The following is a 16840-nucleotide window of genomic DNA, read 5'->3' on the forward strand; positions in this document are numbered from 1 at the left end:
CCATGCAGCGCGCCGACTTCCACTACGAGCTCCCCGAGGAGCTGATTGCCCGCTACCCCTCCGAGCAGCGCAGCGACTGCCGCCTGCTGTGCGTCGATGGCCCCACCGGCGCGCTCGCCCACCGCCGCTTCCCCGACCTGGTCGAGCTGCTTGCCCCCGGGGACCTGCTGGTGTTCAACGACACCCGGGTGATTCCCGCCCGCCTGCACGGCCACAAGGCCAGCGGCGGCAGGGTGGAGATGCTGCTCGAGCGCCCCCTGGACGCTCATCGCGGGCTCGCCCACCTGCGCTCAAGCAAGTCGCCCAGGCCCGGCACCGAGCTGGTCTTCGAGGGGGACATCCGCGCCGTGGTGGAGGGGCGCCGCGAGGCGCTGTTCGAGCTGCGCTTCCTCGGCGAGACGCCGCTGATCGCGCTGCTGGAGCAGCACGGGCACATGCCGCTGCCGCCCTACATCACCCGCGAGGACGAACTGGCCGACCGCGAGCGCTACCAGACCGTCTACGCGCGCCGCGACGGGGCCGTGGCCGCTCCCACCGCCGGGCTGCACTTCGACGAGCCGCTGCTCGAGGCCCTGGCCGCCAGGGGCGTCGAGAGCGCCTACGTCACCCTGCACGTGGGGGCCGGCACCTTCCAGCCGGTGCGCGCCGACGACATCCGCGAGCACCAGATGCACAGCGAGTGGATCGAGGTCACCGAGGCCGCCTGCGAGCAGGTGCGCGCCGTGCGCGGCCGGGGTAACCGGGTGGTGGCGGTCGGCACCACCAGCGTGCGCTGCCTGGAGAGTGCCACCAACGCCGACGGCGAGATCGCCCCCTTCAGCGGCGAGACCGATATCTTCATCTACCCGGGCTACGCGTGGCGCTGCGTCGATGCGCTGGTGACCAACTTCCACCTGCCGGAGTCCACCCTGCTGATGCTGGTGGCCTCCTTCGCCGGGTTCGACACCACCTTGGCGGCCTACCGGGCGGCGGTGGCCGAACGCTACGCCTTCTTCAGCTACGGCGACGCCATGTTCCTGACACGCAAGCCCTGACACGCCGACGCCCCGGCTTCGCCACGATGCGCCACGAGAGTCCCCATGCGTAAAGAGAGCTTCATGACATTCGAACACCTGGCCAGCGATGGCCGGGCGCGCCGCGGCCGCCTCACCTTCCCCCGCGGAACGGTGGAGACCCCCGCCTTCATGCCGGTAGGCACCTACGGCACCGTCAAGGGCATGACCCCCGCCTCGGTCGAGGAGATCGGCGCCGAGATCATCCTCGGCAACACCTTCCACCTCTGGCTGCGCCCCGGTATCGAGGTCATCGAGGCCCACGGCGACCTGCACGACTTCGCCCAGTGGGAGAGGCCGATCCTCACCGATTCCGGGGGTTTCCAGGTTTTCTCGCTGGGCGCCATGCGCAAGATCACCGAGCAGGGCGTGCACTTCCGCTCGCCGGTGGATGGCGCCAAGGTGTTCATGGGTCCCGAGGAGTCCATGGCGGTACAGCGCTCGCTGGGCTCCGACGTGGTGATGATCTTCGACGAGTGCACCCCCTATCCCGCCACCGAGGCGGAGGCCGCCTTCTCCATGGAGCGCTCGCTGCGCTGGGCAAGCCGCTCCCGCGACGCCCACGGCGACTCCCCCTCGGCACTGTTCGGCATCATCCAGGGCGGCATGTACCCCGGGCTGCGCGAGCGCTCGCTGGAGGGCCTGCTCGAGATCGGCTTCGACGGCCTGGCCATCGGCGGCCTCTCGGTGGGCGAGCCCAAGGAGGAGATGATGCGGGTGCTCGACTACCTGCCGAGCTGGATGCCCGACGATACCCCGCGCTACCTGATGGGCGTGGGCAAGCCCGAGGACCTGGTGGAGGGCGTGCGCCGCGGGGTTGATATGTTCGACTGCGTGATGCCCACCCGCAACGGGCGCAACGGCCACCTCTTCAGCGCCGAGGGCACGGTCAAGATCCGCAATGCCAAGCACCGTTTCGATACCCGGCCGCTCGAAGAGGGCTGCGACTGCTACACCTGCCGGCACTTCTCCCGCGCCTACCTGCACCACCTCGATCGCTGTGGGGAGATGCTCGGCTCGATGCTCAATACCATCCACAACCTGCGCCACTATCAGCGCCTGATGGCCGGTTTGCGCGGTGCCATCGAAGCGGGTACATTGGCGAACTTCGTGGAAGGCTTCTATGCGCAGCGCGGCCTGCCGGTTCCTCCCGCACCGAATTGATCCACGGCCGGCCCGCAAGGCCGGCCGTAGAATATCCCGCTTTCATCACCCAGGAGATCGTCATACATGCTGGACTTCTTCATTTCCCCGGCCATGGCCCAGGATGCCGGCGCCGCCGGTGGCGGCATCGCCCAGATCGTCATGCTGGTCGGCTTCGTGGCCATCTTCTACTTCCTGCTGTGGCGCCCCCAGGCCAAGCGCGCCAAGCAGCACAAGCAGCTGATCGGCAACCTCTCCAAGGGTGACGAGATCGTCATCGGCGGTGGCATGCTGGGCCGCATCACCAAGGTGAGCGACGACAGCGAGTTCCTGAGCATGGAGATCGCCGAAGGCACCGAGGTCAACGTGCAGAAGAACGCCGTGGCCGCCGTCCTGCCCAAGGGCACGCTCAAGTCCATCTGACCGGGGCGCCTTCCCGCCCCGTCGCGACCCTGCCCGGGTCGTGACGGGGCTGCCCTGCGTCCGGTGCGGCAGGAGTCGCGCGACCGGCTCCCGCCCCCACCGGTCGCCTCGTCAGCCTCCAACGTCCGCAACCTGAGGGCAGGGCTCCCATGCTCAACCGTTACCCCCTGTGGAAGTATCTGCTGATACTCGTCGTGCTCCTCGCCGGCCTGGTCTACTCCCTCCCCAACCTCTTCCCCGAGGACCCCGCGGTCCAGATCAGCAGCGAGCGGGGCGACGCCACCATCGACGAGCGCCAGCTCGAACGCATCCGCGACGACCTCGGCGAAGCCGGCATCGAGATCACCGACGCCGAGCGGGAGGCGAACCGCGTGCTGATCCGCCTCGACAACGCCGACGACCAGATCAGGGCCCGCGACCGCATCAGCGACATGCTGGGCGACGAGTACGTGGTGGCGCTGAACCTGGCCGAATCCACGCCGGCCTGGCTACAGTCGCTCTCGGCCTCCCCCATGACCCTGGGCCTCGACCTGCGCGGCGGCGTGCATTTCCTGCTGGAAGTCGACATGGACGCCGCCCTCGAGCAGCGCCTCGAGGTCAACGCCAGCGCCATGCGCGAACAGCTGCGCAGTGAACGGATCCGCTACCGCGACACCGAGATCGAGGAGCGCACCATCTCCATGGCCTTCGCCAGCGCCGAGGACCGCGACGAGGCGCGCCGCCTGATCGCCCGCGAATTCCCCGACTTCGACTACGCAAGCGAAGGCGAGGACCGCGGCGCCCGGCTGGTCATGACCATGACCGACCAGGCAGTGAACGAGCTCCAGGACTACGCCATCAACCAGAACCTCACCACTCTGCGCAACCGGGTCAACGAGCTGGGCGTGGCCGAACCACTGGTGCAGCGCCAGGGGCCGAACCGGATCGTGGTCGAGCTGCCCGGCGTGCAGGATACCGTGGCCGCCAAGCGCATCGTGGGCGCCACCGCCAACCTCGAGTTCCGCCTCGAGGCGCGCCCCGACACGCCGGACAGCGAGACCGAGACCTTCCCGTTCCGCAACCAGGAGTCGCGCAGCGCCGACCTGATGCGTGACGTGATCATCTCCGGCGACAGCGTCTCGAATGCCAACCACAGCTTCGACGAGAACGGCCGCCCCCAGGTCAACATCGACCTGGATGGCACCGGCGGCACCCTGATGAACCGGGCCACCCGCACCAACATCGGCCGCAACATGGCGGTGCTGTTCATCGAGCACAAGACCCGCGAGACCACCAAGACGGTGGACGGCGAGGAGGTCGTGGAGCGCGAGCCCTACACCGAGCGGGGCATCATCAGCCTGGCCACCATCCAGAGCGCGCTGGGCAACAGCTTCCGCATCACCGGGCTCGACTCGCCCACCGAGGCGGCGGAGCTTGCCCTGCTGCTGCGCTCGGGCTCGCTGGCCGCGCCCATCTACTTCGTGCAGGAGCGCACCATCGGGCCGAGCCTGGGCGCCGAGAACATCGAGCGCGGCATCATGTCGGTACAGATCGGCCTGCTGCTGGTGGTGCTCTTCATGCTGGTGCGCTACAAGGTGTTCGGCGTCTTCGCCAACGTCGCCCTGGCGCTCAACCTGACCCTGCTGGTGGCGGCCATGTCGCTACTCGGCGCCACCCTGACCCTGCCCGGCATCGCCGGCATCGTGCTGACGCTGGGCATGGCGGTGGACGCCAACGTGCTGATCTTCGAACGCATACGCGAGGAACTCAGGGAGGGGCTGTCGGTGCAGCAGGCCATCCACGCCGGCTACGAGCGCGCCTTCACCTCGATCATCGATGCCAACATCACCACCCTGCTGGTGGCGGTGATCCTGTTCTCCATCGGTACCGGGCCGGTCAAGGGCTTCGCCGTGACCCTCTCGCTAGGGATCATCACTTCGCTGTTCACCGCCCTGATGGTGACGCGGGCGATGGTCAACCTGACCTACGGCGGCAAGCCGGTCAAGAAGCTCTGGATATAAGAGGTGGCAATGAAATCCCTCGTCAATCGACAGCTCGACTTCATGGGCAGGCGCCGGGTCGCCTTCGCGATCTCCGGCCTGATGCTGCTGGTGTCGATCGCCGCGCTGCTGTTCCAGCAGCTCAACCTGGGGCTGGACTTCACCGGCGGCACCCTGGTCGAGGTCCGCTACGCGGTGGCCCCCTCGCTGGACGCGGTTCGCCAGGTCCTGGAGGGCGCCGGGTTCCGTGACGTCTCGGTGCAGACCTTCGGCGCCTCCACCGAGGTGCTGATCCGCCTGCAGCAGGCCTTCGACCCCGATGTCGGCGAGCAGGTGGTGAACCTGCTGCGCAACGCCGGCGACGAGGTGGAGCTGGTGCGCGCCGAGTTCGTCGGCGCCCAGGTGGGCGACCAGCTGCGCGACCAGAGCGGCATGGGCCTGCTGGTGGCGCTGGGTATCGTGATGCTCTATGTGGCGGCCCGCTTCCAGTACAAGTTCGCCATCGGCGCCCTGCTGGCGCTGCTGCACGACGTGATCATCGTCGTCGGGCTCTTCGCGCTGTTCCAGTGGGAGTTCGACCTCACCGTGCTCGCCGCCCTGCTGGCGGTGATCGGCTATTCGCTCAACGACACCATCGTGGTTTACGACCGCATCCGCGAGACCATCCGCAAGTCACGCATCGATGACATGCCGACGATCTTCAACGAGGCGATCAACATGACCCTGTCGCGCACCCTGGCGACCTCCGGCACCACCCTGCTGGTGCTGCTGGCGCTGCTACTGCTGGGGGGCGACATGATCCACTTCTTCGCCATCGCCCTGATCGCCGGCGTGGTGGTCGGGACCTTCTCCTCCATCTATGTGGCGGCGGCCCTGCTGCTGGCGGTGAAGCTGGATCGCGAGGACCTGATCCCGCCGAAGAAGGAAGATCCCGAGGTCGAGGAGCTGCCCTAGCCAGCGCTGAGCGCCGCAGAATGAAGCCTCGATTATAATGACCACCAACGAAAAACCCCCACCGGAGCCTATCCGATGGGGGTTTTCTTGCCTTGGCGCTAGCTCGGCGCTTGGCGCTTAAAAGTGCGGTTTGAGCTGCTGCACCAGGGCCTTGTAGAGCCGCGGGCCGGCGGCCATCAGGCGCCCCTCGACCTCGACACTGGGCTGGCCGTCGGGCGTGCCCATCAGGGCGCCGCTCTCCTTGAGCAGCAGCGAGCCGACGTGCAGGTCCTGCTCCTCGAGGCCCAGCACGAAGGCGGCATCCGCACGCCCCGCCGCCAGCTCGGCGATGTCGAGCAGGCCGCTGCCCGAGGCACGCTGCAGCTCGATCTGCGGGCCGAGCTGCTGCACCAGGGTCAGGTAGGAGGGCAGGAAGCGCGAACGCAGCCAGGTCTCGGGCAGGCTCATGGCGATGCGGGTGCCGGCCACGGCGGTGTTCTTCGACACCCGCAGGCGCTTGCCGTTGAGCTGGGCACCGCGCCCCCGGCTGGCCAGGTATTCGTCATCGCTGAAGGGGCAGATCACCACCGCATGCTCCGGGCGGCCCTTGACGAGACAGACCACCGACAGCGCGAAGCCGGGGGAGGCGACGCTCAGGTTGGAGTAGCCATGGAAGGGTTCGATCTTCCACAGGGTGTCGGCACCCTCGCCCTCACCGGCGCGGTGAGGCGTGAAGCGCCCTTCGACGCCATGCTGGGGGTAGCCGCGGGCGAGCTGACGGACGATCAGCGTCTCGGCATTGCGGGCGGCATCCTCGAGCAGGCGGTCGAGGTTGTGCTCCTGGTGGGAGTTCTCGATTCGCTCGCGGATGCGCAGGAACTGTTCGCCGGCGCTGCGTGCCGCACGCAGCGCGAATTGGACCATCGGATGCATGATCGGGCCTTGGGGAGTCGGTGGTGTTAAAGAACGGGTCGGCGCGCATCCTAGCAGAAGCGCGCGGGGCGCGCCATTCGACCCAACCGGCCGGCGTGATAGAATCGCCCGCCTCCCCCCAGCATCAACAGGCCCCCCATGCTCGAGCGCATCCGCATCGTCCTGATCGGCACCAGCCACCCCGGCAACATCGGCGGCACCGCCCGCGCCATGCACAACATGGGCCTGTCCGACCTGGCCCTGGTGGCACCGCGCTGCGAGCCACTCACCGCCGACACCGTCTCCCGGGCCTCGGGGGCCGATCATATCGTACATGACGCCCGCACGGTGGAGACCCTCGAGCAGGCGGTGGGCGATTGCACCCTGGTCGTCGGGGCCAGCGCCCGCTCGCGCACCCTGCCCTGGCCGATGATCACCCCCCGTGCACTCGGCGAACGGCTGCCGGCGGAGCTGGCCAGCCCCGAGGCGTGCGTCGCCCTGGTCTTCGGCCGCGAGGACAGCGGCCTGACCAATGCCGAGCTGCAGCGCTGCCATGCCCATGTGCATATTCCCACCAACCCCGACTTCAGCTCCCTGAACCTGGCCGCCGCGGTGCAGGTGCTGGCCTACGAATGCCGGCAGGCCTGGCTGGGTCAGCAGGCATCGACGGCCCGGGCCGAGGCGCCTCCGGCACAGCCGCTGGCCAGCCACCAGGAGCTCGAGCACTACTTCGAGCACCTGGAGCGCACCCTGGTCACCATCGGCTTCCACGACCCGGCCACCCCGCGACAGCTGATGGCCCGGCTGCGCCGCTTCACCCTGCGGGCCCGCCCCGAGCGCATGGAGCTCAACATCCTGCGTGGCATCCTCACCGCCACCGAACAGCAGGCCGAGCGCCGCGAGTAGATGGCGGGCGCGGCTTGAAGCCGGCTCGCCGCGCCCCCACTATGAAGGCCACTCCCCATTGCCCTGCCACCCAAGGACCGCTGCATGCTTGAACGTCTGCGCGAGGACATCAACAGCGTATTCGCCCGCGACCCGGCGGCACGCAACTTCCTGGAAGTGCTGACCAACTACCCGGGCCTGCATGCCCTGCTCATCCACCGCCTCAGCCACTGGCTGTGGCGGAAGAACCTCAAGTGGCTGGCGCGCAGCCTCTCCACCTTCTCGCGCTGGCTCACCGGCATCGAGATCCACCCGGGGGCGACTATCGGCCGGCGCTTCTTCATCGACCACGGCATGGGCGTGGTGATCGGCGAGACCGCCGAGGTGGGCGACGACGTCACCCTCTACCAGGGCGTGACCCTGGGCGGCACCAGCTGGAACAAGGGCAAGCGCCACCCGACCCTGGAGGACGGCGTGATCGTCGGCGCCGGCGCCAAGATACTGGGCCCCTTCAGCGTGGGCACCGGTGCCAAGATCGGCTCCAACGCCGTGGTCACCAAGGAGGTACCCGCCGGCGCCACCGTGGTCGGCATCCCCGGCAAGGTCGTGCAGCGCGTCGACCCCGACCAGGCCGAGGAGCTGGAAGTGGATCCCGCGCGTCGCGAGGCGATGCGCCGCAAGTTCGGCTTCGACGCCTACGGCGTCAGCCAGGACATGCCCGACCCGGTGGCCCGCTCCATCCAGGCGATGCTCGACCACATGCACGCCGTGGACGAGCGCATCGAGCGCATGTGCACGACGCTGCGCAAGGTCGACGCCAGCTACCGCGACGGCCGCCTGCCGGAACTGCGCGACGAGGACTTCGCCGACATCCTCGCCGACGTCGACAGCTGCTGCCCGCCCCGGGAAGAACCGGACGAGCGGAGCACGGACGACCCCGCAGGAGAGGAGCGTGAGGAAGCCACCGCCTCTCGACGGCGCAATGGTTGACCATGACACTCGGTCTTTACCATAATGCTGGATCACGTTCATTGACTGCCGACCCGCGTGTCGGTGCCGAGGTGAGTTCCTCATGCGCCTGACCACCAAGGGACGCTACGCCGTCACCGCCATGCTCGACCTGGCCATGAATGCCGACACCGGCCCCATCAGCCTCGCCGACATCTCTAAGCGCCAGGAGATCTCGCTCTCCTATCTGGAGCAGCTGTTCGCGCGGCTGCGGCGCGCCCGGCTGGTGGACAGCGTGCGCGGCCCGGGCGGGGGCTACCTGCTGGCCCAGGCGGCGGAGGGCATCACCGTAGCCCAGGTCATCGAGGCGGTGAACGAATCCGTGGATACCACTCGCTGCGGCGGCCTCTCGGACTGCCAGCAGGGCGACACCTGCCTCACTCACCACCTGTGGTGCGAGCTCTCCGAACACATCCATGGCTTCCTGCAGGAGATCACCCTGGCTCAGCTGGCCGGGCGCGGGGAGATCCAGGCCATCGCCAACCGCCAGCGCGGCCGCCGGGACGACGGTATCATGGCCTCTAGCACCAGCTGAGTCCCCGAAGCCCACCGCCCCGACCCACAGCCCCGACCCCACAACCAGAACAGCGAGCCCATGAGCGCACCCGTCTACCTCGATTATGCCGCCACCACCCCGGTCGACCCGCGGGTCGCGGAGGTCATGAGCCGCTACCTGACCCTCGACGGCATCTTCGCCAACCCCGCCTCGCGCAGCCACATGCTCGGCTGGCAGGCGGAGCAGGCGGTGGAGAGCGCCCGCCGCCAGGTCGCCGACCTGATCGCCGCCGACCCCCGCGAGATCGTCTGGACCAGCGGCGCCACCGAGGCCGACAACCTGGCACTGACCGGCTTCATGCGCGCCAACCGGGCCCGTGGCCGCCACCTGGTGACCTCCATCATCGAGCACAAGGCGGTGGTCGATACCGCCAAGGCGCTGGAGGAGGAGGGCTTCGAGGTGACCTGGCTGACGCCGGGCCGCGACGGGCGGATCACCCCGGCGCAGCTGCGCGAGGCGATGCGCGACGACACCGTGCTGGTCTCGCTGATGGCGGTGAACAACGAGCTGGGGGTGATCCATGACCTGGCGGCACTGGCCGAGGTGGCCCATGCCTTCGGCGCCACCTTCCACGTGGATGCCGCCCAGGCGGTGGGCCGCCTCCCGCTGGACGTCGGCCGGCTCGGCATCGACCTGCTGTCGCTCTCCGGCCACAAGGCCTACGGCCCCAAGGGCATCGGCGCCCTCTACGTGCGGCGCAGCCCCGACCTGCGGCTGGAGGCGCTGATCCATGGCGGCGGCCATGAACGCGGCATGCGCTCCGGCACCCTGCCCACCCACCAGATCGCCGGCATGGGCGAGGCCTTCGCCATCGCCGCCGCCGAGGGCGAGGCCGACCAGGCGCGGATCACCGCGCTGCGCGACCGCCTGCTCGAGGGCCTCGGCGATCTCGACGGCATCCACCGCAACACCGCGGTCGAGGTGGCGGTCCCCAACATCCTCAACCTGGCCTTCGCGGGGGTGGAGGGCGAGTCGCTGCTGATGGCGCTGCGCGACATCGCGCTCTCCACCGGCTCGGCCTGCAACTCGGCGAGCGTCGAGCCCTCCTATGTCCTGAAGGGCATCGGCCTGCCGCGCCCCCTGGCGCTGGCCTCGCTGCGCTTCAGCTTCGGCCGCTTCACCACCGAGGCCGACATCAACCGCACACTGGATGCCCTGCGACACGCCCTGGGCGGGCTGCGTCGCCGGGCGGTCTGACCCTACCACGTACAGGAGAGAGACCATGGCGCACCTTTCGATCACCACTGCCGCCGCCGAGCAGATCCACCGGGTGCTCGATGAGCGGGGCCACGGCCTTGGCCTGCGGGTCTCGGTCAAGCCCAGCGGCTGCTCCGGCTACAGCTACGTGCTCGACTTCGCGGACGAGGCGGCCAATGACGACGTGACCTTCGAGGAGCACGGCGTCACCGTCTTCGTCGCCCCCGAGGCCCTGGAGATGCTCGATGGCAGCGAAGTCGACTATGTCTCGGAAGGGCTCAACCGCTTCTTCCGCTTCAACAACCCCAACGTCAAGGACCAGTGCGGCTGCGGCGAGAGCTTCAGCGTCTGAACGATTGTTCAACGCCGTCCCGGAGCGTTATACTCCCCGCCCAGTCGGCGCACGTTGCCGAACCGCCGGACGCCGCAACGCCGGGCGCCGGGCCGCTCAATCCGAATCGCCGCGCCGCCCTCTCCCTCGCGGAGCCAGGGGCGGCGCGGCGCTATCCATCACCACTGCATCCATCACCACATCATTTTCCAACCAACCGGAGACATGCCCCCATGGCCAACCAGCGCACCCTGTCCATCATCAAGCCCGATGCCGTCGCCAAGAACGTGATCGGCGAGATCGAGAGCCGCTTCGAGAAGGGAGGCCTGAAGATCGTGGCCGCCAAGATGCTCCAGCTCTCCGAGGAGAAGGCCGGTGGCTTCTATGCCGAGCACAAGGAGCGCCCCTTCTTCAAGGACCTGGTCGGCTTCATGACCTCCGGACCGGTGGTCGTGCAGGTGCTCGAGGGCGAAGAGGCCATCGCCAAGAACCGTGACCTGATGGGCGCCACCAACCCCAAGGAAGCGGCGCCGGGCACCATCCGTGCCGACTTCGCCGAGGCCATCGACGCCAACGCCGTGCATGGCTCCGATTCCCCGGAATCCGCCGAGCGCGAGATTGCCTACTTCTTTGCGGCTGACGAGATCTGCCCGCGCTGAGGAAACACTGATTTATTGCTGCGCTCGATATCTTGGTTGCCGGCGGTGCTCGAAATCCTCACCTAGTACCGCATAGGCTCCGGTTTCTGCGCTCCGGCGTCGACCAACCTCTCTTCGCTCGCGACATAAATCAGAAGTTCCCTTAGGCAGCTCTTCTGCCCAGCGGGGGCACAGCCCCCGCTGCCCACTGCCCCAACGACTCGCTGACCGCCATGACCGCCACCACTGCTCCCCGTCTCACCAACCTGCTCGGCATGACCCGCGAGGAGCTGGAAGCCTTCTTCCTCTCCATCGGCGAGAAGAAGTTCCGTGCCGCCCAGGTGATGAAGTGGATCCACATCGAGGGCTGCGACGACTTCGCCGCCATGACCAACCTCTCCAAGGCGCTGCGCTCGCGTCTGGCCGAGGTCGCCGAGATCCGCGGCCCCGGCGTGGTCTACGAGGGCACCTCCAGCGACGGCACCCGCAAGTGGGTGCTCGAGGTGGAGGACGGCAGCTACGTGGAGACGGTGCTGATCCCCGCCGACAACGGCAAGCGCCGCACCCTGTGCGTCTCTTCCCAGGTCGGCTGCTCGCTGGACTGCAGCTTCTGCTCCACCGGCAAGCAGGGCTTCCAGCGCAACCTCACCGCCGCCGAGATCATCGGCCAGGTGTGGGTGGCCCAGCGCAGCGTGGGGCCCCGCCGCGACACCGCCCAGCGTCCCGTCACCAACGTGGTGATGATGGGCATGGGCGAGCCGCTGATGAACTACGACAACGTCGTCCCCGCGATGAAGCTGATGCTCGACGACGACGGCTACGGCCTCTCCAAGCGCCGCGTCACGCTCTCTACCTCCGGCGTGGTGCCGATGCTCGACAAGCTCGGCGACGAGCTCGACGTGAGCCTGGCCATCTCGCTGCATGCCGCCAACGACGAGCTGCGCAACGAGCTGGTACCGCTCAACCGCAAGTACAACATCCGCACCCTGCTCGATGCCTGCCACCGCTACCTGGCCAAGTGCCACGACACGCGAATGGTGACCATCGAGTACACGGTGATCAAGGACGTCAACGACCAGCAGGAGCACGCCGAGCAGCTCGCCGCCCTGCTCGATGAGCTGCCGTGCAAGATCAACCTGATCCCCTTCAACCCCTTCCCGCACTCGGGCTACGAGACGCCGTCGCGCAACCAGGTGGTACGCTTCCAGCAGTGGCTTTATGAGCTGGGCTACACCGCGCCGATCCGCACCACCCGCGGCGACGACATCGATGCCGCCTGCGGTCAGCTGGTGGGTCGCGTCAAGGATCGCACCCGGCGCCACGAGCGCTATATCCAGTCCATTCAGATCGACGCCGACTGAGCGGGGGTCACCTTGACTTCAACTGGGCTCGGCGCTTTGATGGACGGGCCTTTTTTCACCGTCGGCCGCGTGTCGCCAGCTACCCTGGGCCGCCGGCTCCGTGCCCACCTGGAGAGGATGCCATGACCCGTTGCCCGCGCATGATCGGCCTGAGGCAGATACCCGCCGCCACCATGCTGCTGGGCTCGCTGTGGCTGGCCGGTTGCGCCACCCAGACCAACCTGCCCGGGGGCAGCGACAACGAGGCCTCCGAGGCCTACACCCGTCTGGGCGTCGCCTACCTCGAGCGCGACAACCTGCCGCGCGCCATGAATGCCCTGGACCGCGCCCTGGAGATCGATCCCCGGGATGCCGAGGCCCTGCAGGCCATGGCGATGGTCCACCAGCGTCAGGGCGAGGCCGGGCTCGCCGACGAGACCTTCAGGCGCGCCCTCGAGGCCGACCCCTCGTTCACCCGGGCACGCAACAACTACGCCGCGTTCCTGTATGATCGTGGCCGCCTTGGCGAGGCCTGCGAGCAGCTCGAGCAGGCCTCTCGCGATACCCAGTACGACAGCCGGGCGCAGCTCTTTGCCAACCTCGGCCAGTGCCGGCTCGAGATGGGCGACGTCGCGGCCGCCCGGGAGAGCCTGGCCCGCGCCCAGGCCATCGCCCCGCGCCGCCCGCGCAGCTACCTGCTGCTGGCCGAGCTCGAGTACGCCCAGGGCAACCTCGAGCGCGCCGAGCAGCAGCTCGAGACCTACATGCGCCTGGCCGGCCCGCGGGCCGAAGCCCTGCGCCTGGCCCGCGACATCGCCCGGGATCGCGGCGACCCCGCCACCGCCAGCTTCTACGCCGACCAGCTGGAGTGATCCCGTGCCGGGCCCAGACCACCGTTTACTGACGAAGGATGCTCAGCCATGAGCGACATTCACACCGATGATGCCGCCGAGACCGCACCACGCCAGGCCTCCCCGGGCGAGATGCTGCGTCGCGAGCGCGAGGCCCAGGGCCTCGACCGCGAGGAGGTCGCCGCCGCCCTCAACCTGCGCCCGGCGGTGATCCAGGGGCTGGAAGGCGACAGCTACGAGGAGGTGCCGGTGGCCGCCTATCGCCGCGGCTACCTGCGCAGCTACGCCCACCTGCTCGGCATCGACGACCGTCCCGTGCTCGAGGCCTACAAGGCACGCTTCGGCACCCAGGAGACCGAGCACCGCATCACCCCGGTCCAGGTCACCCGGCCGCCCTCGCGCCTCGGCGCCTGGCTGTTCCGCCTGGTCACCGTGCTGGTGATCGCCGGCCTGATCGGCCTGACGCTGATGTGGTGGCAGAGCCGCGGCGGCAGCCAGCCGCCCGCCCCCGGCGACAGCGGGCCGGTATCGGTGGACAGCCTGGACGGCAGCACCACCATCACCGAGGACAGCACCAGCAGCGAAGGAGACGCCAGCGGCGATGCCTCCCTGCCACCGCTGCCCGAGGAGGAGAGCGACCTCGGCCTGGTCGAGGACGCGCCACGCGATGCCGAGCCGCCGTCGCCGGCCGACGACGCCGCCGACGAGCCGGCAACGGCCGAGGACGAGAGCGCTGCCGACGACACGGCCGCCAGCGGCGACGGCGAGGCGGCCGCGGAGGCCGAGCCCGACGCGGTCGCCGAGGCCGCCCCCGAGGAGGAGGGCCCCGCCGAGGAAGTGGCCGGCGATGCGCGGGTGCTGGAGCTGACCTTCAACGAGCAGTCCTGGACCGAGATCTTCGACGCCAGCAATGAGCGCGTCTTCGTCGGCCTCCAGGAACCCGGCACCACGGCACGCGTCGAAGGCGAACCGCCGTTCCGCCTGACCGTGGGCAACGCCACCGGCGTCGAGCTGGTCTGGCAAGGCGAGCCCGTGGACCTCCCGGCCCGCGCCGGGGCCAACAACGTTGCCCGCTTCACCCTGGGAGAATGATTCCGTCACCATGCACGCACAATCCCCCATCGTTCGTCGCAAGTCGCGCCAGATCCATGTCGGCAAGGTGCCGGTCGGAGGCGATGCCCCCATCTCCGTCCAGAGCATGACCAACACCGACACCCTGGACGTGGCCGCTACCGTGGCGCAGATCCGCCAGCTCGAGGCCGCCGGCGCCGACATCGTGCGCGTCTCGGTGCCCGACATGGACGCCGCCGAGGCCTTCGGGCGCATCAAGCGCGAGGTCGAGGTGCCGCTGGTCGCCGACATCCACTTCGACTACAAGATTGCCCTGCGCGTCGCCGAGCTCGGCGTCGACTGCCTGCGCATCAACCCCGGCAACATCGGCAAGGAAGAGCGGGTCCGCGCCGTGGTCTCGGCGGCCCGCGACAACGGCATCCCGATCCGCATCGGCGTCAATGCCGGCTCGCTGGAGAAGGACCTGCAGAAGAAGTACGGCGAGCCCACCCCCGCGGCCCTGGTCGAGTCGGCGATGCGCCACATCGACCATCTGGACCGCCTCGACTTCCCCGACTTCAAGGTCAGCGTCAAGGCCTCGGACGTCTTCATGGCGGTGGCAGCCTATCGCGACCTGGCCAGGCGCATCGAGCAGCCGCTGCACCTGGGGATCACCGAGGCCGGCGGGCTGCGCTCGGGGACCGTCAAGTCCTCCATCGGCCTGGGCATGCTGCTGATGGACGGCATCGGCGACACCATTCGCGTGTCGCTCGCCGCCGACCCGGTCGAGGAGATCAAGGTCGGCTACGACATGCTCAAGAGCCTGCGCCTGCGCAGCAAGGGCATCAACTTCGTGGCCTGCCCGAGCTGCTCGCGCCAGAACTTCGACGTCATCGGCACCATGAACGCCCTCGAGGAGCGCCTGGAGGACATCATGACGCCACTCGACGTCTCGGTGATCGGCTGCGTGGTCAACGGCCCGGGCGAGGCCAAGGAGAGCGATATCGGCCTCACCGGCGGCAGCCCCGCCAACCTCGTCTACATCGACGGCAAGCCGGCGAGCAAGCTGCGCAACGACCACCTGGTGGACGACCTGGAGCGGCTGATCCGCGACAAGGTGCGCGAGAAGCAGCAGGCCGAACAGGATGTCATCGCCCGGGACGCCTGACCCCCTGGGTGGCGTCCGGCGAGCAGACAAGGAGCAAGCATTGAGCAAGTCCCAAGCAAGTCAAAAAGAGCCAAGTAAGAAGAAGATCCAGGCCATCCGTGGCATGAACGACCTGCTGCCGGAACAGTCGGTGCTGTGGCAGTACGTCGAGGGCCAGGTCCAGGCGCTGATGAAGCGCTATGGCTATGCCGAGATCCGCACGCCGATCGTCGAACAGACCGCGCTGTTCAAGCGCTCCATCGGCGAGGTCACCGACATCGTCGAGAAGGAGATGTACACCTTCGACGACCGCAACGGCGACAGCCTGACCCTGCGCCCCGAGGGCACGGCGAGCTGCGTGCGCGCCGCCATGGAGCACGGCCTGCTCCACAACCAGACCCAGCGGCTGTGGTACCAGGGCCCCATGTTCCGCCACGAGCGCCCCCAGAAGGGCCGCTACCGCCAGTTCCACCAGGTCGGCGTGGAGGCCTTCGGCCTCGAGGGGCCGGACATCGACGCCGAGACCATCCTGCTCTCGGCCCGCCTGTGGAAGGCACTGGGGCTGTACGAGCACGTGACACTGGAGCTCAACTCCCTGGGCTCCGCCGAGGCCCGTGCCGCCTATCGCGACACCCTGGTGGCCTACTTCGAGCAGCACCATGCGTTGCTCGACGAGGACTCCCGCCGGCGCCTGTCCAGCAACCCGATGCGCATCCTCGACTCCAAGAATCCCGACATGGCCGAGATGCTCGATGCCGCGCCGAGGCTGATGGACCATCTGGACGACGCCTCCCGCGCGCACTTCGAGCAGCTCTGCGCGCTGCTCGACGGCGCCGGCATCGACTACGTGATCAACCCGCGGCTGGTGCGCGGCCTGGACTACTACGGCCGCACCGTCTTCGAGTGGACCACCACGGCGCTCGGCAGCCAGGGCACGGTGTGCGCCGGCGGCCGCTACGACGGCCTGGTGGAGCAGCTCGGCGGCAAGCCGACCCCGGCGGTGGGCTTCGCCATGGGCATTGAGCGGCTGGTGCTGCTGCTCGACACCCTGGACCTGGTACCCGACACCGCCCGCGACGAGCTCGACGTCTATCTGCTGCCCATGGGCGAGGCGGCCACCTCCGCCGCCCTGCTGCTCGGCGAGCGCCTGCGCGAGGCGCTGCCCGAGCTGCGCCTTCAGCTGCACTGCGGCGGCGGCAGCTTCAAGAGCCGCATCAAGAAGGCCGACCGCAGCGGCGCCCGCCTGGCGCTGCTGCTCGGCGAGGACGAGCTGGCCGAGGGCAGCGTGACCCTGAAGTTCCTGCGCGAGGAACGCGAGCAGCAGCGCCTCCCCCAGGCGGGGCTCGCCGACACCCTGACATCCCTGCTGGAAGGCGAATCCTTCGCCTGACGGAC

At 68.7% G+C, this 16840-nt stretch carries 17 protein-coding genes; 16 read left to right on the forward strand and 1 reads right to left on the reverse strand.

Annotated features, from left to right (window positions below; all coding sequences use genetic code 11):
* Positions 1-2 precede the first annotated feature (2 nt).
* The 5 genes from queA to secF all read left to right on the forward strand — a co-directional run bounded on the left by queA (position 3) and on the right by secF (position 5551).
* The gene (gene queA / locus M8009_RS16495; protein WP_250063225.1) at positions 3-1034 is read left to right on the forward strand and encodes a tRNA preQ1(34) S-adenosylmethionine ribosyltransferase-isomerase QueA; all 1032 of its coding nucleotides are present in this window, start codon (positions 3-5) and stop codon (positions 1032-1034) included.
* Between the two features lie 63 nt (positions 1035-1097).
* Positions 1098-2216, forward strand: a complete 1119-nt coding sequence (gene tgt, locus M8009_RS16500; protein WP_250063227.1) for a tRNA guanosine(34) transglycosylase Tgt — start codon at positions 1098-1100, stop codon at positions 2214-2216.
* Between the two features lie 66 nt (positions 2217-2282).
* Complete coding sequence (gene yajC / locus M8009_RS16505; RefSeq protein WP_089713395.1) at positions 2283-2618, forward strand: preprotein translocase subunit YajC; 336 nt, start codon at positions 2283-2285, stop codon at positions 2616-2618.
* A 149-nt stretch (positions 2619-2767) separates the two neighbouring features.
* Positions 2768-4618, forward strand: coding sequence for a protein translocase subunit SecD (secD, locus tag M8009_RS16510; protein WP_250063229.1), 1851 nt, complete (start codon positions 2768-2770; stop codon positions 4616-4618).
* Between the two features lie 9 nt (positions 4619-4627).
* A complete protein-coding gene (gene secF / locus M8009_RS16515; protein ID WP_250063231.1) occupies positions 4628-5551 on the forward strand; it encodes a protein translocase subunit SecF in 924 nt (307 codons plus the stop codon).
* 117 nt (positions 5552-5668) lie between these two features.
* Here secF and M8009_RS16520 read toward each other — a convergent pair whose 3' ends face one another.
* On the reverse strand, positions 5669-6463 hold the full coding sequence (locus M8009_RS16520; RefSeq protein WP_250063232.1) for an inositol monophosphatase family protein: 795 nt from the start codon (positions 6461-6463) through the stop codon (positions 5669-5671).
* 138 nt (positions 6464-6601) lie between these two features.
* Here M8009_RS16520 and trmJ point away from each other — a divergent pair, with 138 nt between their 5' ends.
* From trmJ to hisS, 11 genes are all read left to right on the forward strand, one after another.
* Positions 6602-7348, forward strand: a complete 747-nt coding sequence (gene trmJ / locus M8009_RS16525) for a tRNA (cytosine(32)/uridine(32)-2'-O)-methyltransferase TrmJ (RefSeq protein WP_250063234.1) — start codon at positions 6602-6604, stop codon at positions 7346-7348.
* Between the two features lie 84 nt (positions 7349-7432).
* Positions 7433-8317 (forward strand): serine O-acetyltransferase, encoded by an 885-nt coding sequence (gene cysE, locus M8009_RS16530; protein ID WP_250063236.1) that lies wholly within the window; start codon positions 7433-7435, stop codon positions 8315-8317.
* Positions 8318-8399: 82 nt separating this feature from the next.
* Positions 8400-8870, forward strand: a complete 471-nt coding sequence (iscR, locus tag M8009_RS16535) for a Fe-S cluster assembly transcriptional regulator IscR (protein WP_250063238.1) — start codon at positions 8400-8402, stop codon at positions 8868-8870.
* A gap of 60 nt (positions 8871-8930) precedes the next feature.
* A complete protein-coding gene (locus M8009_RS16540; RefSeq protein WP_250063240.1) occupies positions 8931-10088 on the forward strand; it encodes an IscS subfamily cysteine desulfurase in 1158 nt (385 codons plus the stop codon).
* Between the two features lie 25 nt (positions 10089-10113).
* Positions 10114-10440, forward strand: a complete 327-nt coding sequence (locus tag M8009_RS16545) for a HesB/IscA family protein (RefSeq protein ID WP_106231851.1) — start codon at positions 10114-10116, stop codon at positions 10438-10440.
* A 212-nt stretch (positions 10441-10652) separates the two neighbouring features.
* Positions 10653-11078: a nucleoside-diphosphate kinase gene (gene ndk, locus M8009_RS16550; protein ID WP_250063242.1), complete on the forward strand. Its 426-nt coding sequence runs from the start codon at positions 10653-10655 to the stop codon at positions 11076-11078.
* Between the two features lie 212 nt (positions 11079-11290).
* Positions 11291-12418: a dual-specificity RNA methyltransferase RlmN gene (gene rlmN / locus M8009_RS16555; protein WP_250063244.1), complete on the forward strand. Its 1128-nt coding sequence runs from the start codon at positions 11291-11293 to the stop codon at positions 12416-12418.
* 122 nt (positions 12419-12540) lie between these two features.
* Entirely contained in the window at positions 12541-13269 is a 729-nt protein-coding gene (gene pilW / locus M8009_RS16560; protein ID WP_250063245.1) for a type IV pilus biogenesis/stability protein PilW, read from the forward strand.
* A 48-nt stretch (positions 13270-13317) separates the two neighbouring features.
* Entirely contained in the window at positions 13318-14340 is a 1023-nt protein-coding gene (locus M8009_RS16565; RefSeq protein WP_250063247.1) for a RodZ domain-containing protein, read from the forward strand.
* A gap of 10 nt (positions 14341-14350) precedes the next feature.
* Positions 14351-15466 carry a flavodoxin-dependent (E)-4-hydroxy-3-methylbut-2-enyl-diphosphate synthase gene (gene ispG, locus M8009_RS16570; RefSeq protein ID WP_250063249.1) on the forward strand — a complete coding sequence of 372 codons (1116 nt, stop codon included), beginning with the start codon at positions 14351-14353 and terminating at the stop codon, positions 15464-15466.
* Between the two features lie 40 nt (positions 15467-15506).
* Entirely contained in the window at positions 15507-16835 is a 1329-nt protein-coding gene (gene hisS, locus M8009_RS16575) for a histidine--tRNA ligase (protein WP_284047876.1), read from the forward strand.
* The last annotated feature ends 5 nt before the right edge of the window (positions 16836-16840 follow it).

Source organism: Halomonas gemina (assembly GCF_023554995.1).
Lineage (GTDB): Bacteria > Pseudomonadota > Gammaproteobacteria > Pseudomonadales > Halomonadaceae > Halomonas > Halomonas gemina.